Genomic DNA, 15999 nt, shown 5'->3' with positions numbered 1-15999 from the left:
TTCTTTGAATGAAGGCGCGGCGGTCACAGGATCGCCGCGCCTTTGTCTTTCCTGCGGCAGCGTTGGAAAAATTGCCGTAATTCTCTATCATGGGCTGTCGGCTGTGGCCGAAGGTGTCGCCCATCGTCGGTCGCGGCATCGAGCGCCGCCTTGCGGCATGTCCGGGAGTGGGAGACATGGTGGACAGAGACGGGACGCCGTCCTTGACCGAGACGCCGGTTCCGGCGGTCGGGTTCCTGTCCGGCCTGTCGGGAAAGCTCCTGCTGCTCACCGCCGTCTTCGTCCTGATCGCCGAAGTGCTGATCTTCGTGCCCTCCGTCGCCAATATGCGGCTGATGTGGCTGCGCGACCGGCTGAACACGGCCGCCGCCGCCGCCGTCGTCATCGAGGGCCTGCCGGACCAGGAGCTGCCGCGCCCGGTGCAGGAGGAAACGCTGTTGGCGACGGGCACCAAGGCGATCGTGCTGAAGAAGCAGGACGCTTCCCGCATGGTCGCCGCCGTCGACATGCCGCCGAGCGTCGACGCGCAGTACGACCTTTCCGACGTCTCGACGCTCACTTCGGTCTATGACGCCTTCGAAACATTGCTCTTCGGCGGCAACCGCGTCATCCGCGTCTACGGCCCCGTCGGCGAGACGACGACGCGCATCGAGCTCCTGCTCGACGAGGGCGCCTTGCGCCGCGCCATGCTGCACTATGCGCGCAACGTCTTCATCTTCTCGATGCTCATGTCGCTCGCCACGGCAAGCCCGATCTTCTTCGCGCTCAACCGCCTGCTGATCCGCCCGATGCGCCGCATGACGGCCAATATCCGCGAATTCGCCACCGACCCGTCCAACCCGGCCCGCGTGCTGGAGCCGTCCGGCGGCCGCGACGAGATCGCCGTGGCCGGCATCCACCTCGCCGCCATGCAGCAGACGCTCCAGCGCACGCTGAAGGAGCAGAAGAACCTCGCCGATCTCGGCCTCGCCGTGTCGAAGATCAACCACGACATGCGCAACATCCTCTCCTCCGCCCAGCTCATGTCCGACCGCCTGTCGGATGTCGACGATCCGGTGGTCAAGCGCGTGGCGCCGAAGCTGCTGCGCAGCATCGACCGGGCGGTGGGCTATACCAACGAGGTGCTCTCCTATGGCCGCATGCGCGAGCCGGAGCCGCGCCGCCGCTTCGTGGCGCTGCGCCCGCTCGTGCAGGAGGTCTCCGAGGTGCTGGCGCTCGATTCGCGCGGCGACATCGATTTCGTGGTGCAGATCGAGCCGGGCCTCGAAGTGGATGCCGACGGCGAGCAGCTCTTCCGCGTCATCCACAATCTCTGCCGCAACGCCGTCCAGGCGCTGCTTCAGGATGCAGCCCTGCGCGAGCGCGCGGTCCTGGTGACGGGCCTTCGCACCGGCAGCGTCGTTTCCATCTCCATCGACGACAACGGTCCCGGCATGCCCGCCAAGGCGCGGGAAAACCTCTTCGCCGCCTTCCGCGGTTCCGTGCGCTCCGGCGGCACCGGCCTCGGCCTTGCCATCGCGCGCGAACTGGTGCTCGCCCATGGCGGCACGATCGCGCTGGTGGAGAAGGCGACGCCCGGAACGCTCTTCCGCATCGAGCTGCCGGACCGCCCCGTGCCGCTCGACGCCTTCCGCCACCGTGCCTGATTTCCCGGGCGATTTGCGTCGCGACAGGACGGCGCGATGAAAAAAGTACATTTTTTCTCCGAAAGGCGCTTGCAATAAGCCCAAGCACCCTTTAGAGAACCGCCTCGCAGCCGGGCACAACGACCCGCCACTGCCAGCGCACCCGTAGCTCAGCTGGATAGAGCACCAGACTACGAATCTGGGGGTCAGGAGTTCGAATCTCTTCGGGTGCGCCATTTCTCCTCGCTAAGCTGCTGTCTTTGTTGCGATTTTTGGGGCGGAATGTTTAGCCTTCCCCCATCGCTTCCCCCAATTCGCACCGGAAGGTGATAAATCTTGCTGGAACATGCTGGATGGTTCCAGCCGGATATCTTGCTGCCGTAGCGGAAAACCAATTTCAGTCATATCGTGCGAGCGGGAGCCGCCTCACGCTCGTTAAAGCCGGCGGGCAGGCGGAGCGAGCTTAAGGCAATGAACGAATGACAGCACCCGAAGGTAGCCTCAATCTCAAACTGTCTCCTAACGTTCGACTAAGGATGACGTTTGAACGTGAAATGATGCTGGATGAGGATGGCAGCATCTTCACCGATGCGCTCCATCAAAAGTATTTGGAGATGCACAGCCGGACGCTGGCAAAGCAGGAGGCTCTGATAAAGACGGCTCTCCTGAGTGACGGCCTATTGGCTCTCCTGCTTTTCGGCAAGAACGTCACCATCCCCGGAACATCCATCGGGATCCAGGACCTTCCTGCCGCGACAGAGGTTATGACCATATTTGCGTCATTCAGCTTTATGGTTCTTTCGTTGGCATTTATGAACGCTCAGGCTTATCAGGCGATTTGCGAGCAGTTTACAAATCGCCTTGCTGCGAGGAAAGGGATAGACCCGGAGTTCTTATCGGCAGCTCACACCTCAACCGAGCTCTATCTGAAACTATTCCGTGGAAAGATGAATATCTTCGGTGAGGATTTTTTTGACGCGGGTCTCGGGTACAGAGCCTTCTATGCAAGCCTTTCGTTTTTGCTGGGAATAGCGATGCTTAGCGTGGTCCTGCTCCACCTCTCGGTAATCGGATACGCGGTCTGGAAGAGCTTTTCAGCCAATTGGCTCTCCATACTCTTCTGCGTTTCAGTTTCACTGATGAACCTCGCAGCGATTCTGGTGAATATGGCCCCCTCATTCAATTTCACGGTCAGGCAGGGCGCCGCCAAGGTCCCTGACTAATTCCGACACGTCAATCGTTCGGCCGTCCACGGTAAGCGAGCCGGCAATGCCGCGTGCAATAGGGCTTGGTCGCCTCGGCCTTCTCACCGCAGAACAGGTGCAGCTCGGAAGGGCTGGCATCGTTCACCGGCCAACGGCAGGCGTGCCGCTCCAGATCGGCCAGGCGGCGCGGCACCGGGGCGGCGTGCATCGCAGGGGCCGCGCTCATGTGCGCCTCCGGTTCTTCGGGTCGCACTGGTCGATGATCCATACCCCGCAATCGGCCACGAGTTCGCCGGCCCAAGCAATGCCCTTGGCGGCTTTCAAGAGGAGGATTGCGAACATGAGGGCAAGGATTTTCATTTCCGAGCCTCCTCAGCCAAAAGCTGGGAGGCCGGCGCATAGACGTGAATGTCCTCGATCTCGTCATCTTCAAGGTCGGGGTCGCCGTCCAACAGGTCGAGGAGCGCTATAAACTCCTCGATGCGGCGTTCGATCTCCCGGCGGCGAAAGCGGTAGATGGCGGGGCTGCTCATGGCAGCTCCTCCAATTTCCGTTCGACTTCAATCTGGACATCGCCCGTAAGCAGCGCGCCCCATTCCAAGACGCATCTGATTTCCTGCCGAACGCGGGCGGCAACGTCGTCGCTCCAGTTCTCAGCGTCATTCACGGCGAGGGCGCAAACCGTGAAAAGGGAACCGAGGTTGGCGATTTTCGTCACCAGGTCGTCACGCTGATTGGCACCGGGCAGATGTCCGAACTGGCTTGCTGCGGCCTGTGCTGCCGATCGGTTGTCCGTGTTGGTCATTCTCATACCCTTCTCAAGGATGCTGGGAGCATGGTTTGGTACTGAGCCAATGCCGCGTTGCTTCGCTCGGCATCGTGGTCTCAATGTTCGGTTGAGGTGCTGGGCGCGCCTAGGCGAGGCGGCGGCCGATGAAGGTTTCGAGCCGGCTTTCAAGCAACTGCAGCCGTTCGGAGCCGTCGAGCGTTGTCACCCTGAATAGGCGCTCGTCATCAATGCGGTCGGGAAGGAGCGTTATCCGGTACTTGATCCGGTTGCCGTTCCACAGTTCCTCAGCACCGTCATAGATACCATCGCCTTCATATCGACCTGTGACGCGGAACGCTGAGACCAGCAGTGCGCAGCGCGCGCCATCATCTTCGAGTGGCGAGACGTGCCAGAAGCCAATGAGCGGGTCGAGTTCTTCGGCGGCCTTCTTCATCGCATCGAGGTGATATTCGAAACGCTCCTGCGCGGACTGTGCCGTCGGGATCGCGGAAGAGGCGGCGATTGCCCCGGCTGGAAGGGATGCAGCGGCCAAGCCGCCGAGGAAGCTGCGTCTTGTCGTTTGCATCTATGCGGCCTCCTGCGTGCTGGCCTGCGCCAGAGCTTCAATCTCGGGGATGATTGCGCCGGGGTTGCCGGCGAACTGGTGAGCGCGGGCCTTGATCAGCAGGCCGGCGAAGCAGGCGGGGCGGATCGGTGCGATTGCCTGCGCCAGATCCTCCAGCTTCTCGTAAAGCTCATTGACGTGATGGACCGTGCGGCCGGTGACGGCGAAACGATGCTCGGACCATGCCGAAGAGCCATAAGCCAAGCCGGCATCCGATGCGGTGCGGTCGGCCTCATGCTGGAGCGCGGCAAGCTGAGACTGCGCGGCGCGGTAATCGGCCATGACGGCGGCGAATTCAGCGCCGAGGCGGAGAAGGTCCGTATCGTTCATCACGCAATCTCCGGCTTGGGAACGATAGGCGTCTGGCCGCGCGCCGAGCGCGGAGCCACGACGATCAGCGCCGCATCGCATTCATGGTTGATCGAGACACGCCAGTCGCCGCCGTGCATGTCCTTCATGAGACCGGCCAGAAGGTCGGCCACGCGCTGGATACGCTTCTGCGCGGTGGTGGCGTCTTTCACGGCTTTCGTGAGGAGCGGGCTCGACATTATGCGGCCTCCAAGGTTGCTAGTTCGGCGGAGAGGGCAGCGCGCTCGGCACCGATCCGCATGCCGAAGGGCTTGCAGTCGAGGACGAGGATTTCGGCCTTGAGGGCGTCGATGCGAACAACCATGGCGGCATCGCGCTTTGCCTTGGCGGCTTGCGCCTTGGCATGCTTCCATTCGTCCTTGAGGCAGTCACCGAAGCGGACGACGGTGCCGCGCAGATAGGGGTTGCTGGCGACATATGCCTTGGCGCTGCGATACTGGGCCCAGGCGGCTTTCATGATCTGCGAGCGGTTGAACATTTGCTTCCACCAATTGCTAGATTTTGGGAACCGTTGTAGTGTGTTTTTTAACTAGCATAGTGGTTAGTTAATGTAAATACTCCACTAGGTAAAAAAACCAATGCTCAAGACCGGAAACCAAATCAAAGCTGCCCGCGCGCTCACAGACCTGAACCAGCAGCAGCTTGCCGAACTGGCTGGCGTGAACGTCAACACGATCCGCGCGATGGAATCCCGAGGGAACGAAACGCTGGTCAGCGGCCTCGATACCGTGACCAAGGTGCAGCAGGCGTTAGAGGGGGCGGGCATCACCTTCATCCCCGAGAACGGGGGCGGTGCCGGTGTCAGGCTCTCGAAGCCGAAATCAGGCGGCAACGTGCAGGAGCGTTAGGCGCTTAACGGCTTTTCGTGGGGAGGCCTCAATGAATGATGCGGATATCGGTAGCTGGTTTGACGCTGAAAGTATGCTTCGCGGGCTATTTTTCGGGACTGAGAACGACGCGCTTCGAAAGCAGTTTTTCGAGAACCAAACTCTCGCGCACTACACGACGGCGGAGAACGCCATAAATATTCTGGGAGGTGAGGTCTGGCTCAGGAACACGAGAGTCATGAACGATTTTGCCGAGATTCAGCACGGCCACGCCATGATTCGAAAGGCGATGGAGACCGGCCAGGGCACGGCTATAGAACCAGCTTTGAGGCGAATTGGACGAGTGTTAGACCAGGCACATAGTGGAATTTCTGCAGAGGTCTTTAACGCGTTTGAAGGGACAATCTGGAATCTCATCCATCGAACGCATGTAACCTGCCTATCTGTTCACGATCAGACTAAGGAAACAAATGGCCGCCTTTCGATGTGGAGAGCGTACACGGGTAACTATGCAGGGGTGGCGCTGGTTCTAGACCCGGCGCCCTTCACTGAACTCGTTGAGAACCCAAGCTTCTTTAGTGTTCCAGTCATTTATGACGACGAGGATCAACTCCAAGCGAGGCTGCACGCTGTGGCGTCTGGCCTAGAGCAAAACATTCCCTTCATAGCAACCCAGCCGCGGGAAACAGTCGCTTGGTATCTCGCATCAATGCTTCGACGAATAGCAACTGCCTCAAAACATCACGGCTTTAGTGAAGAGCAAGAGTGGCGAGTGATGCACACCCGAAATGTCGACCCTGAAGATGGCCTGCGGTACTCGGTGGAAAAGATTAGGGGCATCCCTCAGATTGTGACGAAGCTGTCGCTTCGCCCAGATGGTCCCTTCGCTGGTCGGGGTATCACGGTACCAAATCTGTTACGTGAGGTGATCATAGGGCCGACGAACTATCCTTTCGTGGTTGCAGAGGCTATTCAGTCCGCTATGGAGGTCGCTGGTGTTCCGAACGCAGAAAGTAAGATACGCATCTCAAAAATTCCTTTGCGCATGGAGGCGTAGGCCCCTTCGACGTCAAGCCGCCTAGTTTGGCCAGGAAGACTTGAACGCGCGCACGCCTGCAACTGAGGAAAGAATGAGCCCACGCGCTCGGATGGAGCTTCTATGAGCAGCGACCGCGAGGTGATCGAAGCCTTCCAAAAATCCATTGTGGAGGACCAGGAGCGCGATCGAGACGCTAAAGAAGCAGTCTTGGCGGCACTTGCCAGCGCAGATGCATATGCATTCTCAGACGCGATTGAAGGGCTATACTACTCGAATGCCTGGCGTTCCACGTTCCTCGCTATTCGCCGGCACGCCAATCCGGCCGTGTCGTTCAGGGCTGAAATGGGAGGCATCTGGTCACTTCATGGCAGCATGATCCGCAATGGCCTCAATGACGATCTGCTATTGGCGGATTGCCTTCGGAAGCTGCTGCCTCCCTATGAGGGGCAAGGCATGACTTTGTACCGCGGTGAGGGGGCGAGCAATAGGCGCCGACGAACCTACGGCTTGTGTTGGTCATCATCCGAATCGGCGGCGAGGTCATTCGCAATGGATGCCGCCCGAGACTACAGCAACGGTGCCGTGCTGTTGAAGGCAGAAGTCCCGAAGGCGGCTATCGTTGCCAGCATTCACGACCTCAACCCTGAAAGCGGCGAATATGAGTACCTGGTGGATAGGCGACTGTTGGCGCACCAGGCCATTCAAGTGATTGAGCGGCTGCCGCACCGCCCTCGCCCGATGATCCGGCTTGACGATTTCACCAATGGCTAGCAGGCGAAGCGATTGAGGATCATGTTTCCTCTTATTTATGTTTGATCCGATTGTAACATATTGAATGCATGCAAAAACTCTTTTCCTAACTCCTCGACCGTGTGAAAATCCGCGAGTAGTTGAGCATGGAAAACGGCTGTAGGTGAGCTTTCGTCGTAAGAATGGACGATGAATGGAAGAAACCGCTTGAGTTGATCCTGTTGTTCCAAAAGCGCCTCATGAAGGGCCAAGTCGCCGGCCTTGAGGGCTTCCCAGCTCTCGCTTTCAAATCGGTGGTATTCATCTTTGGCTTCAGGTGAGACTGTATATGGAGGAATGTACAGCGGGATGCGGTGCGCGAGCGAGTCCCTGAAATTCTTGATATGTTTGAACCAAGGGCGCCGTTTGCTAAGAAGCTTACGCAACTCGCCAGGAAGCGTGCGCCAAAGATGGGCATGTTCCGACGTAAGCCCGATTTGCTTCTGGAGAAGAGGTGTGCCGTCTTGCTGTACCGCATCGACCTCGAATGACCACGCCCACGCTAAATTATCACAGCAACCGGCTACGTTTATGACAAATGCCTGGATATAGACAGAGGCTCTGAGCAGGGCATCCTTATCGGGTATCCCCTCAAGCTCAGGTGGCAGGTCTCGGTAAACAGCGTCGATGCAATGCGCTAAGCTGTCTACACGTCGAGCGAAACCGGTCACAGCATACTCTCGAGCTTTCGCCTTCTCAAAAGGGTGGAGCACATAGCTCTCTTTCAGCTTGTTCGCCTTTCCGAGCACCTTCCCAGCGGCGTCGTTTAGTTCCGTGATGGTCTCTGCTGAGAAGTAAGATGCCATTTCCCTTCATCTCCTTTATTCGCCCGGAACCATCAAACGCGAAAGGAAAGAAGCAAGCAATCGACTGCTGCCAGCGATAGAAGGCCTTCATGCTATTAGCGACACCCTTCTTGAATGGCCGCTTTCCGGACGGAGGCAACGAGCGCCCTGTGCATCGTGTGGACGCTGAGATTAGCCTGATAGGATGGCTGTGTCAGTCGACGGGGTAAATTTGATGTTCAGCATCCCACCAAACGACATTGAAGACGTGCCCTGTTCGAAATCCCCAGATGCGCTGCTTCCCTCCGGTCCGGAAGCGAAATAGCTCGTCCTCGTCGCGATCAATCTCGATCCAGCGGTCTTGAGCTTCGGGACAGAGGCTGTCAAAGCTCTGAGAATGATGCTTCTTATGCCGGTCTTTGCCGCCGGTCATCTGTGCGATTATCTCGTGCCAGTACAGGCCGCTCATTTCGATCATGGTTGCCCTGATCATGCATGCGTTCTCGGGACCATAGGCGCTTGTATCGCACCAGTCGCGGACTTGGCCCCAAGACCATGAGCCAATTCGGTCCGCATGTTCATGAATGCGGTACTCCATCCGCATTTTCATGATGCTGCCGGGATCTTGTTCCGCTCGCGGCGCATGCGGTGATATGGGCTGAACGGCTATTCTGGGTTCAGTGTCAGATTCGACCTTCGCAACGAGGCGCGCGTTCTTCTCTTGCTCGCGAACAAGCTTTTCCAGCTTTCGTTCGATGCGAGCCTCTCGTTTGCTCATTAGTTCGAAGTGGGCGCCTGTAGACCGGAGTAATACTCGTGCATCTCGGCAAGAGTAATTTCCTCGGTGGAGGCAGCGCCATCGGCCACGCCTGCCCTGTTTCGCGCGTTGACCCACGGCGCTTCTAGATGCGTGAGGTCGCTCAGCCACTGCGCTGACTTGTCACCGTAGAAATCGAGAACAGCGTCGATCGTCGATCGAGCCTGCGCGTCCAGATTCGGCTCCACGGTCATGAGCTTGCCAGGGGATACGATGAACTGGCGGTAGTGGTCGGCGTAGAGCGACCGGCATACGGGACCGTTCGCCCACGCCTCGATCCGATCGTTGAAGAGAGCGCGCTCATCCCATACCAGGGACCACGCCTGGGCATAATAAACCAGCTTTTGCAGCTTCATCGCGGTCATTTCGCCGCGCGAGCGCAAGATGTATTCAGCGACGTCTCTAGCGGACATGTTGAATCTCCATACCTTCCGCACCGTGGCAGAACCCTCAGACACGCAAGCGTGTTCCTGCGATGTTCAGTATACACCAATCTATATGTGATTTCCGAGTGGAGTGTAAAGCGGTGCGACAACGTGCCGAGCAATGAAATACGAGTGTCCGCTGATAGGCATTGGTACTGTCAGCGACGTGCGCCTTCGATAGCAGATTTGCGAACCGACGCGGCATTGTAGTGGCTAAGCCCGTTGTCGATAGCGAGCTTCTGGAACTCATCCGCGTCGTTATAGCTGCGCAATCCGTACTTTCGCACGATTGCCCGAGTCCGTTTCGTGAGACCGAGGATATCGCTCCCGCTGAACCAGCGCGGATCTCCTATCTGGGCCTCGAACTCCTCTATGGCCGCCGGCGGCAAATCGGCACCGAACAGGAAATAGCGCAGGAAAGGGAGAAAGTGAGGATGCGTATATGCCTCGCGGCCGCTCGACCCGTTGCGAGCGAAGACATCTCTGTATGAGCCTTTCACCCGCCCGGCCTGGTACTTCGGGTCAGTCCAATACGCGAGCCGTTGTGCGGGGATGGCTGATCTCTCCGTCAGCGATTTCAGCAGCGCCATGATCGGCTCAAAGTTCGCTAGGTAGATCGCGTGGCCGTCTTCATGGTGCCCATGATCAAGCCGCAGATCGATCTTGGCGACCAGAGCCGTTTCCTCTTCGGTCAGCGCGATATGGTGTTTTGGCAGGCCGATAGTCAATTCACCCTCCATGGCTCCTCAAGACATACCCGCATTCAGCGAAGATGCATGGTCTGCATCGATAACGTCAAGTTGCGTCATGACCTAGCTGTGCCCACTCGAAGGCGGAGGTGCCGATGGAAGGTCGCCATCGACGCAGAGGAGGGCGGGAAAAAAGGCCGGGATGCTTTCATTTGCTGTCATTTTGCTGTAGCCCGGCTACTGTTTCGCATTGATTTCCTTTGATTAAATTCAAAGGTACGGCGCTCACCGTGAAGCCCCTCATTTCCTCTCCTGCTCATACCTCGAAATGTTGACATTTGTTGACGTTCTGACCCTGCCATAAGGCCGGTGCATATGAGCACAAATGAGAACATTCGTAGCGCCCCGGAAAGGCGTCGGCAGGCTTTAGAATGCTTTGCTTTTGCTTTAGTCCGGTGCCGGTTTGATATCCGATTGATTGTTTTTCAAACGGCACCTGCAAAGCGGCCTATCCGTTGTCCACTTTTGTCCACTTTAGACGCCCTGCCTCGCGTGATGACTTCACTTAAATCGGGCGCTGGCAGCTGCCGAATTTGAATTCGTTGATTGTTTTTCAAGTTGGGGGAACGCTATGCTTCGGCACGCGCCGCTGTGGCGCAAGGGGAGGAATGAGCATGCGGTTGATGATCCTGGGCCTATTGATGCTCTCTGCCGGCGCTGCCTCGGCTCAGGAATGCAAGGTGGGCTCTCCCGATGTTTTCCAGTTCAACACGGCATTCGCAGAGCTGCGCGGGAGCAAGGTGGTTGGCAGGCTGGATTTCGTAAACCGGACTGACGAAATCATTCGGATGGCCCATGTGACGGCTCAGATTCGGGACAAGCTCGGCGTCGAAATTGGCACGCTCAGTTTCCCTATCGACGACGTGCAAATCCCAAAGGTCCGCGGATACCATCATTTCCGGGTCGATGCCGATGAAGGCTTTGAGCGCCTACCCGGCTTGAAACCGGATCTAATCGAAGGGACGATTTGCACGACGCGGGTTCTCTATCAGTCGGGCGAAGCGCAGACCTTCGACTAGGAGAGGGTTAGCAGCGCTGCCGCTGGTACGGCATCACCTTGGCTCGGGTCCACAGGGCCGCCAATCTCATCTTCAAGCCAGCGGTGCGCGATCCATGACCGGATGCCGTTGCCATCGACAATGGCGAGCTGGAGGAAGCCGCCGCAGTTGTAGGTCTGAGGCTCACCCGTCACTTCATGAGCGACGGTGCCGCTGCTCGCCCGGCAGGCGCACACCAGAAGCGGAGCCCACCGGCCATCCGGCACCGTATCTCCATCTTCGAGATGGCACAGGGACAGCGCCGACTTTTTCGGGCTATGCGAGCACCAAACGCTGGGCAATGGCCGCAATTCCCAAGGCTCTATGACGCTATGCTCGCCGGTGTCGATGTTCAGGCTGCCCTTTGCATAGCTCAGGAGCCTGTATCCCTCGTATTGCTTATTCCGGGGGCTCCATCCAGCGATGACGACACTCACGTCGCGCATGTCCGAGGGGGCATCATCCTCGATGCCCTCTCTCTCCATCATTTCGGCATGGACGTCTTCACAGGTCTCCGCAAGGCCATCGACCAGATCGTCAAAGTCTCGGAAGCCGTCGCCCATCTCATGGCGAAGAGCCCACCCGAAATCAGCTATGCCGGTCCACCCCATGACGCAGTGCATTTCCACGATGGGGATGAGCTTCGATATGAAGCCTCTGATATCCCCGTCACCGTCATAGCAGACGCCATCAGCGGCAAGGACGATGCCGCCGCTCACGAATTCAACCGCTATCGCGCTCATGCGGCCTTCTTCTCCATGACGAACTCCGGGCCGGCCTCGCCACCGGGAAGGCGGGATGCAAGGCCACCGTCGGAGAAGGCCATGAGGTTCGCAGCGCGGGCGGACGCCGTGTTGTCATTGATCGCTTCCAGCAGCGGGAGCCACCTTTGCGTGGCCTTCGCGTTGACCACGAATTCCCCGTTGGAAAGCCTCGCGAGGATGCTGTCCGAAGTCCCGGTGCCGGCACCAAAGACACGCCCACCGTCAGCGAAGGGCCGGGGCGTCGGGACTGGTCCGATGGCCGGCAGGGATGCGAAGCTGGAACCGCCACCAAAGAGAGACCCGAGGAAACCGAGCAGGCCCCCACCGCTGCCACTGCCCGCGCTGCTCACCTTGAAGACGGCATCCAGGACTTCGTTCAAGAGCTTGTCGGTGATCCTGTCCAAGACACGCATCGCGGCGTTCCCGAACGCGGACCAGAAGGATTCGCCGTTGCGCAGGCCATCGCGCAGGTCGTTGATAAAGCCGCCCATGGTGGACTTGGCGAACTCCATGGCTTCTTGTGCCTTTTTCGTCGCCTCAGTTTGCTTGTTCTGCGCGACAACCGCGTTGGCATATGCCGTCGCCATCGAATTGATGTCCGCGATCAGACTGGGCGTGATTGCCTTTTTGTCACGCTCAGCCGCAGCCAGAAGGTCCATGGACGCCTTCACCCGCGCCGTGGCAAATCCATAGTCCTCGACCAACGGATTGAGCGCTGCTTGCGCCTTCGTCTGCGCCTCCAGCGCTGCCGTCTGCTCTCCGATAGAAAGCAAGGCCCTTTCATAGGCGGTCGCCTTCTCGCCCTGCTTGTTGACCTTCTCCCAGGCCGTGGCGAGCGCTTCGGCATTCTTCACGCCGCCGCCGAACGTCGTTTTCAGGGCATTCTCAAGGGTGGAGGTGGACGCCTCGGTGAGCGCAATTTGCGCCCGCATTTCAGTGATTTTCTCGTAGAGAGGATGCTTCTCTATTGCATCCATCGTCTTCGCGAGACCAACCATGTCGTCATCGAGGACATTCACAAATCGGCCGATGCGAGGGTCTGCATAACCTTCCGCCTCGTATCGCGGATTGATAAACACCTGTTGGGAGATGTCGCCTTTAATGTTCTTGGCGACGGATGCCATTTCGGCCCGCTGCACGGCGATAGACGCCTGTTGCCGCCTTAGTTCCAGTTCCAACAGAGACTTCTTGGCGCTGAACTCCTTTTCGGTGTTGGCGAGGATCAGCGACGTTGCCGATGCCTGCGCCTTGCCGGAGTTGACGATTGCCTCGGCATACTTCTTTTGCAGGCCCTCCAGATCCGAAATCGCAGAGGCCACGCCGTCGAGAGAAGCGGCATCGGCCGCCAACTGGACAATCTTGTTCGATAGCCCCTGAACCCCGGAGGACGTACTGAGCATGTTCGCGATGAGCGGCAGCAACGCGCCGGCCGCTACGCCTACCGCGATGCCGAACGCCCCAAATCCCAAGGTCAGGTCCGGTAGCTGGATCGCCAGTGACCTTACCCAATCGCCTGTGACGGATGCCTGTTGCGCGACCTGGCTAAGCTGCATCGCGACGAGCCGCGACTGATACCCGGCCTTGCTCGACGCGGAAGACATCGCCGCGACGTTCTGGTTCGCAGCGCGAGCCATCAACTCGACCTTGGATGCCGCCGCGCCGGCCGCCGCCCCTTCGGCCTGCATAGCCTTGGCGGCCCTTTCGGAAGCAGTGGCGGATTGGAGCGTGGTTCGGGCGGCGAGCTGCGCGGCGGTGGCTTTGTCGCGTTCTGCCTTCGCTGCCGCCAGTGCCGCGCTCGCCATCGCAGCCTTGGACCGATGCGAGGCTATTTCCGCTGCCGTGGCGGTGCCGGTCGCCCGCGCCGCGGCTAGGACCGCATTCGCTTGCGAGCTTTCCGCCCGCGCTGCTGCCACGGCTGCCTCTGCCTTGCTGCGCGTTGCGTTCGCCGCCTTGAGGGTCATTGCGGCTTGTGCGCTGGAGGCCGAGCCGAGGCCCTGCATGGCCGCTTCGGCGCGCGCCGCCGCCCCGCTGAGTGTTTTCAGCTTGTTGGAGGCGTTCTCCATGTCGTAGGTCTCGATGCGGAGCCCGAGTGTTGCCACGTCTGTCATCGGCGGACCTCCTTGCCCACGGTTTCAAGGATTTCGGCATGGGCGAAGGCCGAGAGCTTCCCGCCCCCTTTGCCAAATTCTGCCCTGATGCGCTCGAAAAGCAGCCTGCAGAATTCTTCCTCGTCCGGGCACGCTTCCCGCAGCGCCTTTATGCCCTTCCGCTCAAGCGTCTCGTTGACCAGTCGGACGAGCATGATGGGGAATTCTTCGTGCGTCTTCGCGTCCCATCCCGGAAGCTCAAAGGGCTGCGATTTGCGGACGCGGTGGAAGCGGCCGGGATGCCGCGCGAAGAACGCAGAATCGCGCTTCTGTGTATCCTGCATCGCCCGGCGGATGCGCCATGCGTGCATGGGGTCGGTGACGCCGAAGTGTGCGGGGTCTATGCCGAGTGCGGAAAGTGCCAAGGGAAGCCTCCTGCGGCGTCAGCCAATCATGCGGTCGTTGAGGTCGCCGGGGTGGAAGATGCCGGAGAACTTCCGGCCCGTTGCAGCCAGCTTTTCGGCCGCCGCCTGGAGCACGAATTCATTCGGCGTCATGCCGGCGCGGTTTGAGGCGTCGAAAAGGGCGTCACGATAGCTCGTCATCACGGTTGCACCGCGCAGCATGACCGGGCTCCGGCCTTCGCGCTTTGGCTTTTTGGGTTCGTTGTCGTTCATTGGATTTCTCCTTTCTCGATGCAGAATCGCACGGATGAACTCGGGGCGGCACCCCTTCGGCAACGCGCGGAAACCCACGGAAACTTCCCAGGCGCGGCCCGCCTCAGATTTTCGTGCCAGTCTCGACAAAGTGCCGGCGAACAAGGGGACTTTCCCGATCACCCGCGCGCAGCAGCTCCAGTGCCTCGGGATCGTCCTGCATGACCATGTTGAGAGCTGGAAGCGATATGACGAGGGGGCCGCCAGCCATAGGCACCCGGCCGATGCCGAAGCGCCGGCACCAAGTCCTGATGGTGCGATCCGACTTCCCTGCGAAATCACAAGCCTCGCGTATCCCGATGCGCTCGGCAGGGCGGATGAAGACAGGGGATGCCACCGGCTCATCCACTGCTTGCCTTCCTGCGCAGGGTGGCGACGGTCTGCGGGCTCACGCCGGCCCTGCGCGCGATTTCCCGGCTCGATAGCTCGGGGTGAGCGTCCAACATGGACAGCACGGCCGCCCGGCGCTGCGCCGTGGTCTGGTGTCCAGATTGAGCGCCATGCGGCGTGGCGCTTTCGTAGAGCGCGCGCAGAGCGCGGAAATCATCCTCCAGCCGGTCAAGGTCGGGGTCGTTCCGCTCCTGATCGTCAATCCATTGGCTTTTCCACTCGAAGAGCTTCCAATCGAAGCGGGCTTGCATATCGTCCCACGACGCGACAGGCCGGTTGTTGAGGAGGTCGCGCAGGATTTCGCACCGAAGCTCTGCTTCCATGTCGAGATGGTATTCACCATCCACGAAAAGACCACGGCCACGGCGAAGCGTCTCCCAATCCTGATATTCCTCCATGACACCGCGCAGGGTCTCAGGAATGGGATAGGCCGTTGATATCGCCGCGATGGCTTCTGGTGCAGTTCGGTCGAGCGGGAACACGCCGCCGCTGCGAAAGCCGCCAAGCTCGACGGTGTATGTCCGTGGCGGGTAGGGCTCATACCAGTCTTCGAATTGCTCCCGCCTCGCAAAGGGCTTCCCTGCTGCGATAAGGGCGGCCTCGCGCGACGTGAACGCGAAATAAGCCTGGGCGGTGCCGAACTGCTGGAGGATCGCCGCTCGCTCCACCGCATACCGGGCCGCACGGTCTGCCGCCTCCTTCGCGCGACGAGCCTTATATCCCGGCTCCTTCTCCTCCATCCAGTCGTCTAAGCCCTCGAAGAAATTGGCGGGTTTCGCATCCGGCACCGCGTCCAGTTTGGACACCGCGTCGAGCAGCGTCATGCCAGCCTTGCGCGCCATCGCGGTTGCTCGGGCCTTGGCCGCTGCCCGTTCCCCGTCGGTTGCTCCTCCCGTCATGAGGCGATGGACCTTGCGGAATTTCTCGATGTCCAGATTGGACGCATGAACATTCATCGGCGCGGCCTCCAGATGGTGAACA

At 59.5% G+C, this 15999-nt stretch carries 24 protein-coding genes and 1 tRNA gene; 7 read left to right on the top strand and 18 right to left on the bottom strand.

Annotated elements, in window-relative coordinates; all coding sequences use genetic code 11:
• The first annotated feature begins 176 nt into the window (after nt 1-176).
• From ACZ1A1_RS23605 to ACZ1A1_RS23595, 3 genes are all read left to right on the top strand, one after another.
• Nucleotides 177-1646: a sensor histidine kinase gene (locus ACZ1A1_RS23605; protein ID WP_463621836.1), complete on the top strand. Its 1470-nt coding sequence runs from the start codon at nt 177-179 to the stop codon at nt 1644-1646.
• A gap of 138 nt (nt 1647-1784) precedes the next feature.
• Nucleotides 1785-1861: transfer RNA gene (locus tag ACZ1A1_RS23600), tRNA-Arg, on the top strand.
• Between the two features lie 243 nt (nt 1862-2104).
• Nucleotides 2105-2848: a hypothetical protein gene (locus tag ACZ1A1_RS23595; protein WP_463621835.1), complete on the top strand. Its 744-nt coding sequence runs from the start codon at nt 2105-2107 to the stop codon at nt 2846-2848.
• Between the two features lie 10 nt (nt 2849-2858).
• Here ACZ1A1_RS23595 and ACZ1A1_RS23590 read toward each other — a convergent pair whose 3' ends face one another.
• The 8 genes from ACZ1A1_RS23590 to ACZ1A1_RS23555 form a co-directional block, all read right to left on the bottom strand.
• Nucleotides 2859-3056 carry a GcrA family cell cycle regulator gene (locus ACZ1A1_RS23590; protein ID WP_463621834.1) on the bottom strand — a complete coding sequence of 66 codons (198 nt, stop codon included), beginning with the start codon at nt 3054-3056 and terminating at the stop codon, nt 2859-2861.
• Nucleotides 3053-3190: a hypothetical protein gene (locus ACZ1A1_RS23585; RefSeq protein ID WP_463621833.1), complete on the bottom strand. Its 138-nt coding sequence runs from the start codon at nt 3188-3190 to the stop codon at nt 3053-3055. Before ACZ1A1_RS23585 ends, ACZ1A1_RS23590 begins: the two co-directional genes overlap by 4 nt.
• Nucleotides 3187-3363 (bottom strand): hypothetical protein, encoded by a 177-nt coding sequence (locus tag ACZ1A1_RS23580; RefSeq protein ID WP_463621832.1) that lies wholly within the window; start codon nt 3361-3363, stop codon nt 3187-3189. The genes ACZ1A1_RS23585 and ACZ1A1_RS23580 overlap by 4 nt, the downstream gene beginning before the upstream one ends.
• Complete coding sequence (locus ACZ1A1_RS23575; protein ID WP_463621831.1) at nt 3360-3635, bottom strand: hypothetical protein; 276 nt, start codon at nt 3633-3635, stop codon at nt 3360-3362. The genes ACZ1A1_RS23580 and ACZ1A1_RS23575 overlap by 4 nt, the downstream gene beginning before the upstream one ends.
• 109 nt (nt 3636-3744) lie before the next feature.
• The gene (locus ACZ1A1_RS23570) at nt 3745-4185 is read right to left on the bottom strand and encodes a hypothetical protein (protein ID WP_463621830.1); all 441 of its coding nucleotides are present in this window, start codon (nt 4183-4185) and stop codon (nt 3745-3747) included.
• Nucleotides 4186-4554, bottom strand: a complete 369-nt coding sequence (locus ACZ1A1_RS23565; protein WP_463621829.1) for a hypothetical protein — start codon at nt 4552-4554, stop codon at nt 4186-4188. It lies immediately after the preceding gene.
• Complete coding sequence (locus ACZ1A1_RS23560; RefSeq protein ID WP_463621828.1) at nt 4554-4772, bottom strand: hypothetical protein; 219 nt, start codon at nt 4770-4772, stop codon at nt 4554-4556. Before ACZ1A1_RS23560 ends, ACZ1A1_RS23565 begins: the two co-directional genes overlap by 1 nt.
• On the bottom strand, nt 4772-5071 hold the full coding sequence (locus ACZ1A1_RS23555) for a hypothetical protein (RefSeq protein WP_463621827.1): 300 nt from the start codon (nt 5069-5071) through the stop codon (nt 4772-4774). The genes ACZ1A1_RS23560 and ACZ1A1_RS23555 overlap by 1 nt, the downstream gene beginning before the upstream one ends.
• A 100-nt stretch (nt 5072-5171) precedes the next feature.
• Between ACZ1A1_RS23555 and ACZ1A1_RS23550 the strand changes: the two genes are divergently transcribed.
• The 3 genes from ACZ1A1_RS23550 (at nt 5172) to ACZ1A1_RS23540 (ending at nt 7230) form a co-directional block, all read left to right on the top strand.
• The gene (locus ACZ1A1_RS23550; protein WP_463621826.1) at nt 5172-5441 is read left to right on the top strand and encodes a helix-turn-helix transcriptional regulator; all 270 of its coding nucleotides are present in this window, start codon (nt 5172-5174) and stop codon (nt 5439-5441) included.
• A gap of 31 nt (nt 5442-5472) precedes the next feature.
• Nucleotides 5473-6477, top strand: coding sequence for a DUF2971 domain-containing protein (locus ACZ1A1_RS23545; protein ID WP_463621825.1), 1005 nt, complete (start codon nt 5473-5475; stop codon nt 6475-6477).
• Nucleotides 6478-6579: 102 nt separating this feature from the next.
• On the top strand, nt 6580-7230 hold the full coding sequence (locus ACZ1A1_RS23540) for a hypothetical protein (protein WP_463621824.1): 651 nt from the start codon (nt 6580-6582) through the stop codon (nt 7228-7230).
• 35 nt (nt 7231-7265) lie between these two features.
• On the opposite strand, the gene ACZ1A1_RS23535 is transcribed toward ACZ1A1_RS23540, so the two are convergent.
• From ACZ1A1_RS23535 to ACZ1A1_RS23520, 4 genes are all read right to left on the bottom strand, one after another.
• Complete coding sequence (locus ACZ1A1_RS23535; RefSeq protein WP_463621823.1) at nt 7266-8054, bottom strand: hypothetical protein; 789 nt, start codon at nt 8052-8054, stop codon at nt 7266-7268.
• A gap of 193 nt (nt 8055-8247) precedes the next feature.
• Nucleotides 8248-8811 carry a hypothetical protein gene (locus tag ACZ1A1_RS23530; protein ID WP_463621821.1) on the bottom strand — a complete coding sequence of 188 codons (564 nt, stop codon included), beginning with the start codon at nt 8809-8811 and terminating at the stop codon, nt 8248-8250.
• The gene (locus tag ACZ1A1_RS23525) at nt 8811-9263 is read right to left on the bottom strand and encodes a Panacea domain-containing protein (protein ID WP_463621820.1); all 453 of its coding nucleotides are present in this window, start codon (nt 9261-9263) and stop codon (nt 8811-8813) included. The genes ACZ1A1_RS23530 and ACZ1A1_RS23525 overlap by 1 nt, the downstream gene beginning before the upstream one ends.
• A 170-nt stretch (nt 9264-9433) precedes the next feature.
• Nucleotides 9434-10003 (bottom strand): hypothetical protein, encoded by a 570-nt coding sequence (locus ACZ1A1_RS23520; protein WP_463621819.1) that lies wholly within the window; start codon nt 10001-10003, stop codon nt 9434-9436.
• 635 nt (nt 10004-10638) lie between these two features.
• Between ACZ1A1_RS23520 and ACZ1A1_RS23515 the strand changes: the two genes are divergently transcribed.
• Complete coding sequence (locus tag ACZ1A1_RS23515; RefSeq protein ID WP_463621818.1) at nt 10639-11043, top strand: hypothetical protein; 405 nt, start codon at nt 10639-10641, stop codon at nt 11041-11043.
• Here ACZ1A1_RS23515 and ACZ1A1_RS23510 read toward each other — a convergent pair.
• Genes ACZ1A1_RS23510 through ACZ1A1_RS23485 form a run of 6 tightly spaced genes read right to left on the bottom strand, consistent with a single transcriptional unit; the run spans nt 11040 to nt 15974 of the window.
• Entirely contained in the window at nt 11040-11804 is a 765-nt protein-coding gene (locus ACZ1A1_RS23510) for a hypothetical protein (protein WP_463621817.1), read from the bottom strand. The genes ACZ1A1_RS23515 and ACZ1A1_RS23510 overlap by 4 nt on opposite strands.
• Nucleotides 11801-13933, bottom strand: a complete 2133-nt coding sequence (locus ACZ1A1_RS23505) for a hypothetical protein (RefSeq protein ID WP_463621816.1) — start codon at nt 13931-13933, stop codon at nt 11801-11803. Before ACZ1A1_RS23505 ends, ACZ1A1_RS23510 begins: the two co-directional genes overlap by 4 nt.
• Nucleotides 13930-14337, bottom strand: coding sequence for a hypothetical protein (locus ACZ1A1_RS23500; protein WP_463621814.1), 408 nt, complete (start codon nt 14335-14337; stop codon nt 13930-13932). Before ACZ1A1_RS23500 ends, ACZ1A1_RS23505 begins: the two co-directional genes overlap by 4 nt.
• Before the next feature lie 18 nt (nt 14338-14355).
• A complete protein-coding gene (locus ACZ1A1_RS23495) occupies nt 14356-14667 on the bottom strand; it encodes a hypothetical protein (protein ID WP_463621813.1) in 312 nt (103 codons plus the stop codon).
• Between the two features lie 25 nt (nt 14668-14692).
• Entirely contained in the window at nt 14693-14977 is a 285-nt protein-coding gene (locus ACZ1A1_RS23490; protein WP_463621812.1) for a hypothetical protein, read from the bottom strand.
• The gene (locus ACZ1A1_RS23485) at nt 14970-15974 is read right to left on the bottom strand and encodes a winged helix-turn-helix domain-containing protein (RefSeq protein ID WP_463621811.1); all 1005 of its coding nucleotides are present in this window, start codon (nt 15972-15974) and stop codon (nt 14970-14972) included. Before ACZ1A1_RS23485 ends, ACZ1A1_RS23490 begins: the two co-directional genes overlap by 8 nt.
• Nucleotides 15975-15999: the final 25 nt, after the last annotated feature.

This window comes from Shinella sp. R2-11 (assembly GCF_055330205.1).
The sequence above is the reverse complement of the archived record's forward strand: the minus strand, read 5'-3'. Positions and strand labels throughout refer to the sequence as shown.

What these genes read in the sequence shown, in the direction of transcription:
- ACZ1A1_RS23605 (WP_463621836.1), top strand. Translation starts at nt 177, where the DNA reads ATGGTGGACAGAGACGGGACGCCGTCCTTGACCGAGACGCCGGTTCCG.
- ACZ1A1_RS23595 (WP_463621835.1), top strand. Translation starts at nt 2,105, where the DNA reads ATGACAGCACCCGAAGGTAGCCTCAATCTCAAACTGTCTCCTAACGTT.
- ACZ1A1_RS23590 (WP_463621834.1), bottom strand. Translation starts at nt 3,056, where the DNA reads ATGAGCGCGGCCCCTGCGATGCACGCCGCCCCGGTGCCGCGCCGCCTG.
- ACZ1A1_RS23585 (WP_463621833.1), bottom strand. Translation starts at nt 3,190, where the DNA reads ATGAAAATCCTTGCCCTCATGTTCGCAATCCTCCTCTTGAAAGCCGCC.
- ACZ1A1_RS23580 (WP_463621832.1), bottom strand. Translation starts at nt 3,363, where the DNA reads ATGAGCAGCCCCGCCATCTACCGCTTTCGCCGCCGGGAGATCGAACGC.
- ACZ1A1_RS23575 (WP_463621831.1), bottom strand. Translation starts at nt 3,635, where the DNA reads ATGACCAACACGGACAACCGATCGGCAGCACAGGCCGCAGCAAGCCAG.
- ACZ1A1_RS23570 (WP_463621830.1), bottom strand. Translation starts at nt 4,185, where the DNA reads ATGCAAACGACAAGACGCAGCTTCCTCGGCGGCTTGGCCGCTGCATCC.
- ACZ1A1_RS23565 (WP_463621829.1), bottom strand. Translation starts at nt 4,554, where the DNA reads ATGAACGATACGGACCTTCTCCGCCTCGGCGCTGAATTCGCCGCCGTC.
- ACZ1A1_RS23560 (WP_463621828.1), bottom strand. Translation starts at nt 4,772, where the DNA reads ATGTCGAGCCCGCTCCTCACGAAAGCCGTGAAAGACGCCACCACCGCG.
- ACZ1A1_RS23555 (WP_463621827.1), bottom strand. Translation starts at nt 5,071, where the DNA reads ATGTTCAACCGCTCGCAGATCATGAAAGCCGCCTGGGCCCAGTATCGC.
- ACZ1A1_RS23550 (WP_463621826.1), top strand. Translation starts at nt 5,172, where the DNA reads ATGCTCAAGACCGGAAACCAAATCAAAGCTGCCCGCGCGCTCACAGAC.
- ACZ1A1_RS23545 (WP_463621825.1), top strand. Translation starts at nt 5,473, where the DNA reads ATGAATGATGCGGATATCGGTAGCTGGTTTGACGCTGAAAGTATGCTT.
- ACZ1A1_RS23540 (WP_463621824.1), top strand. Translation starts at nt 6,580, where the DNA reads ATGAGCAGCGACCGCGAGGTGATCGAAGCCTTCCAAAAATCCATTGTG.
- ACZ1A1_RS23535 (WP_463621823.1), bottom strand. Translation starts at nt 8,054, where the DNA reads ATGGCATCTTACTTCTCAGCAGAGACCATCACGGAACTAAACGACGCC.
- ACZ1A1_RS23530 (WP_463621821.1), bottom strand. Translation starts at nt 8,811, where the DNA reads ATGAGCAAACGAGAGGCTCGCATCGAACGAAAGCTGGAAAAGCTTGTT.
- ACZ1A1_RS23525 (WP_463621820.1), bottom strand. Translation starts at nt 9,263, where the DNA reads ATGTCCGCTAGAGACGTCGCTGAATACATCTTGCGCTCGCGCGGCGAA.
- ACZ1A1_RS23515 (WP_463621818.1), top strand. Translation starts at nt 10,639, where the DNA reads ATGCGGTTGATGATCCTGGGCCTATTGATGCTCTCTGCCGGCGCTGCC.
- ACZ1A1_RS23510 (WP_463621817.1), bottom strand. Translation starts at nt 11,804, where the DNA reads ATGAGCGCGATAGCGGTTGAATTCGTGAGCGGCGGCATCGTCCTTGCC.
- ACZ1A1_RS23505 (WP_463621816.1), bottom strand. Translation starts at nt 13,933, where the DNA reads ATGACAGACGTGGCAACACTCGGGCTCCGCATCGAGACCTACGACATG.
- ACZ1A1_RS23485 (WP_463621811.1), bottom strand. Translation starts at nt 15,974, where the DNA reads ATGAATGTTCATGCGTCCAATCTGGACATCGAGAAATTCCGCAAGGTC.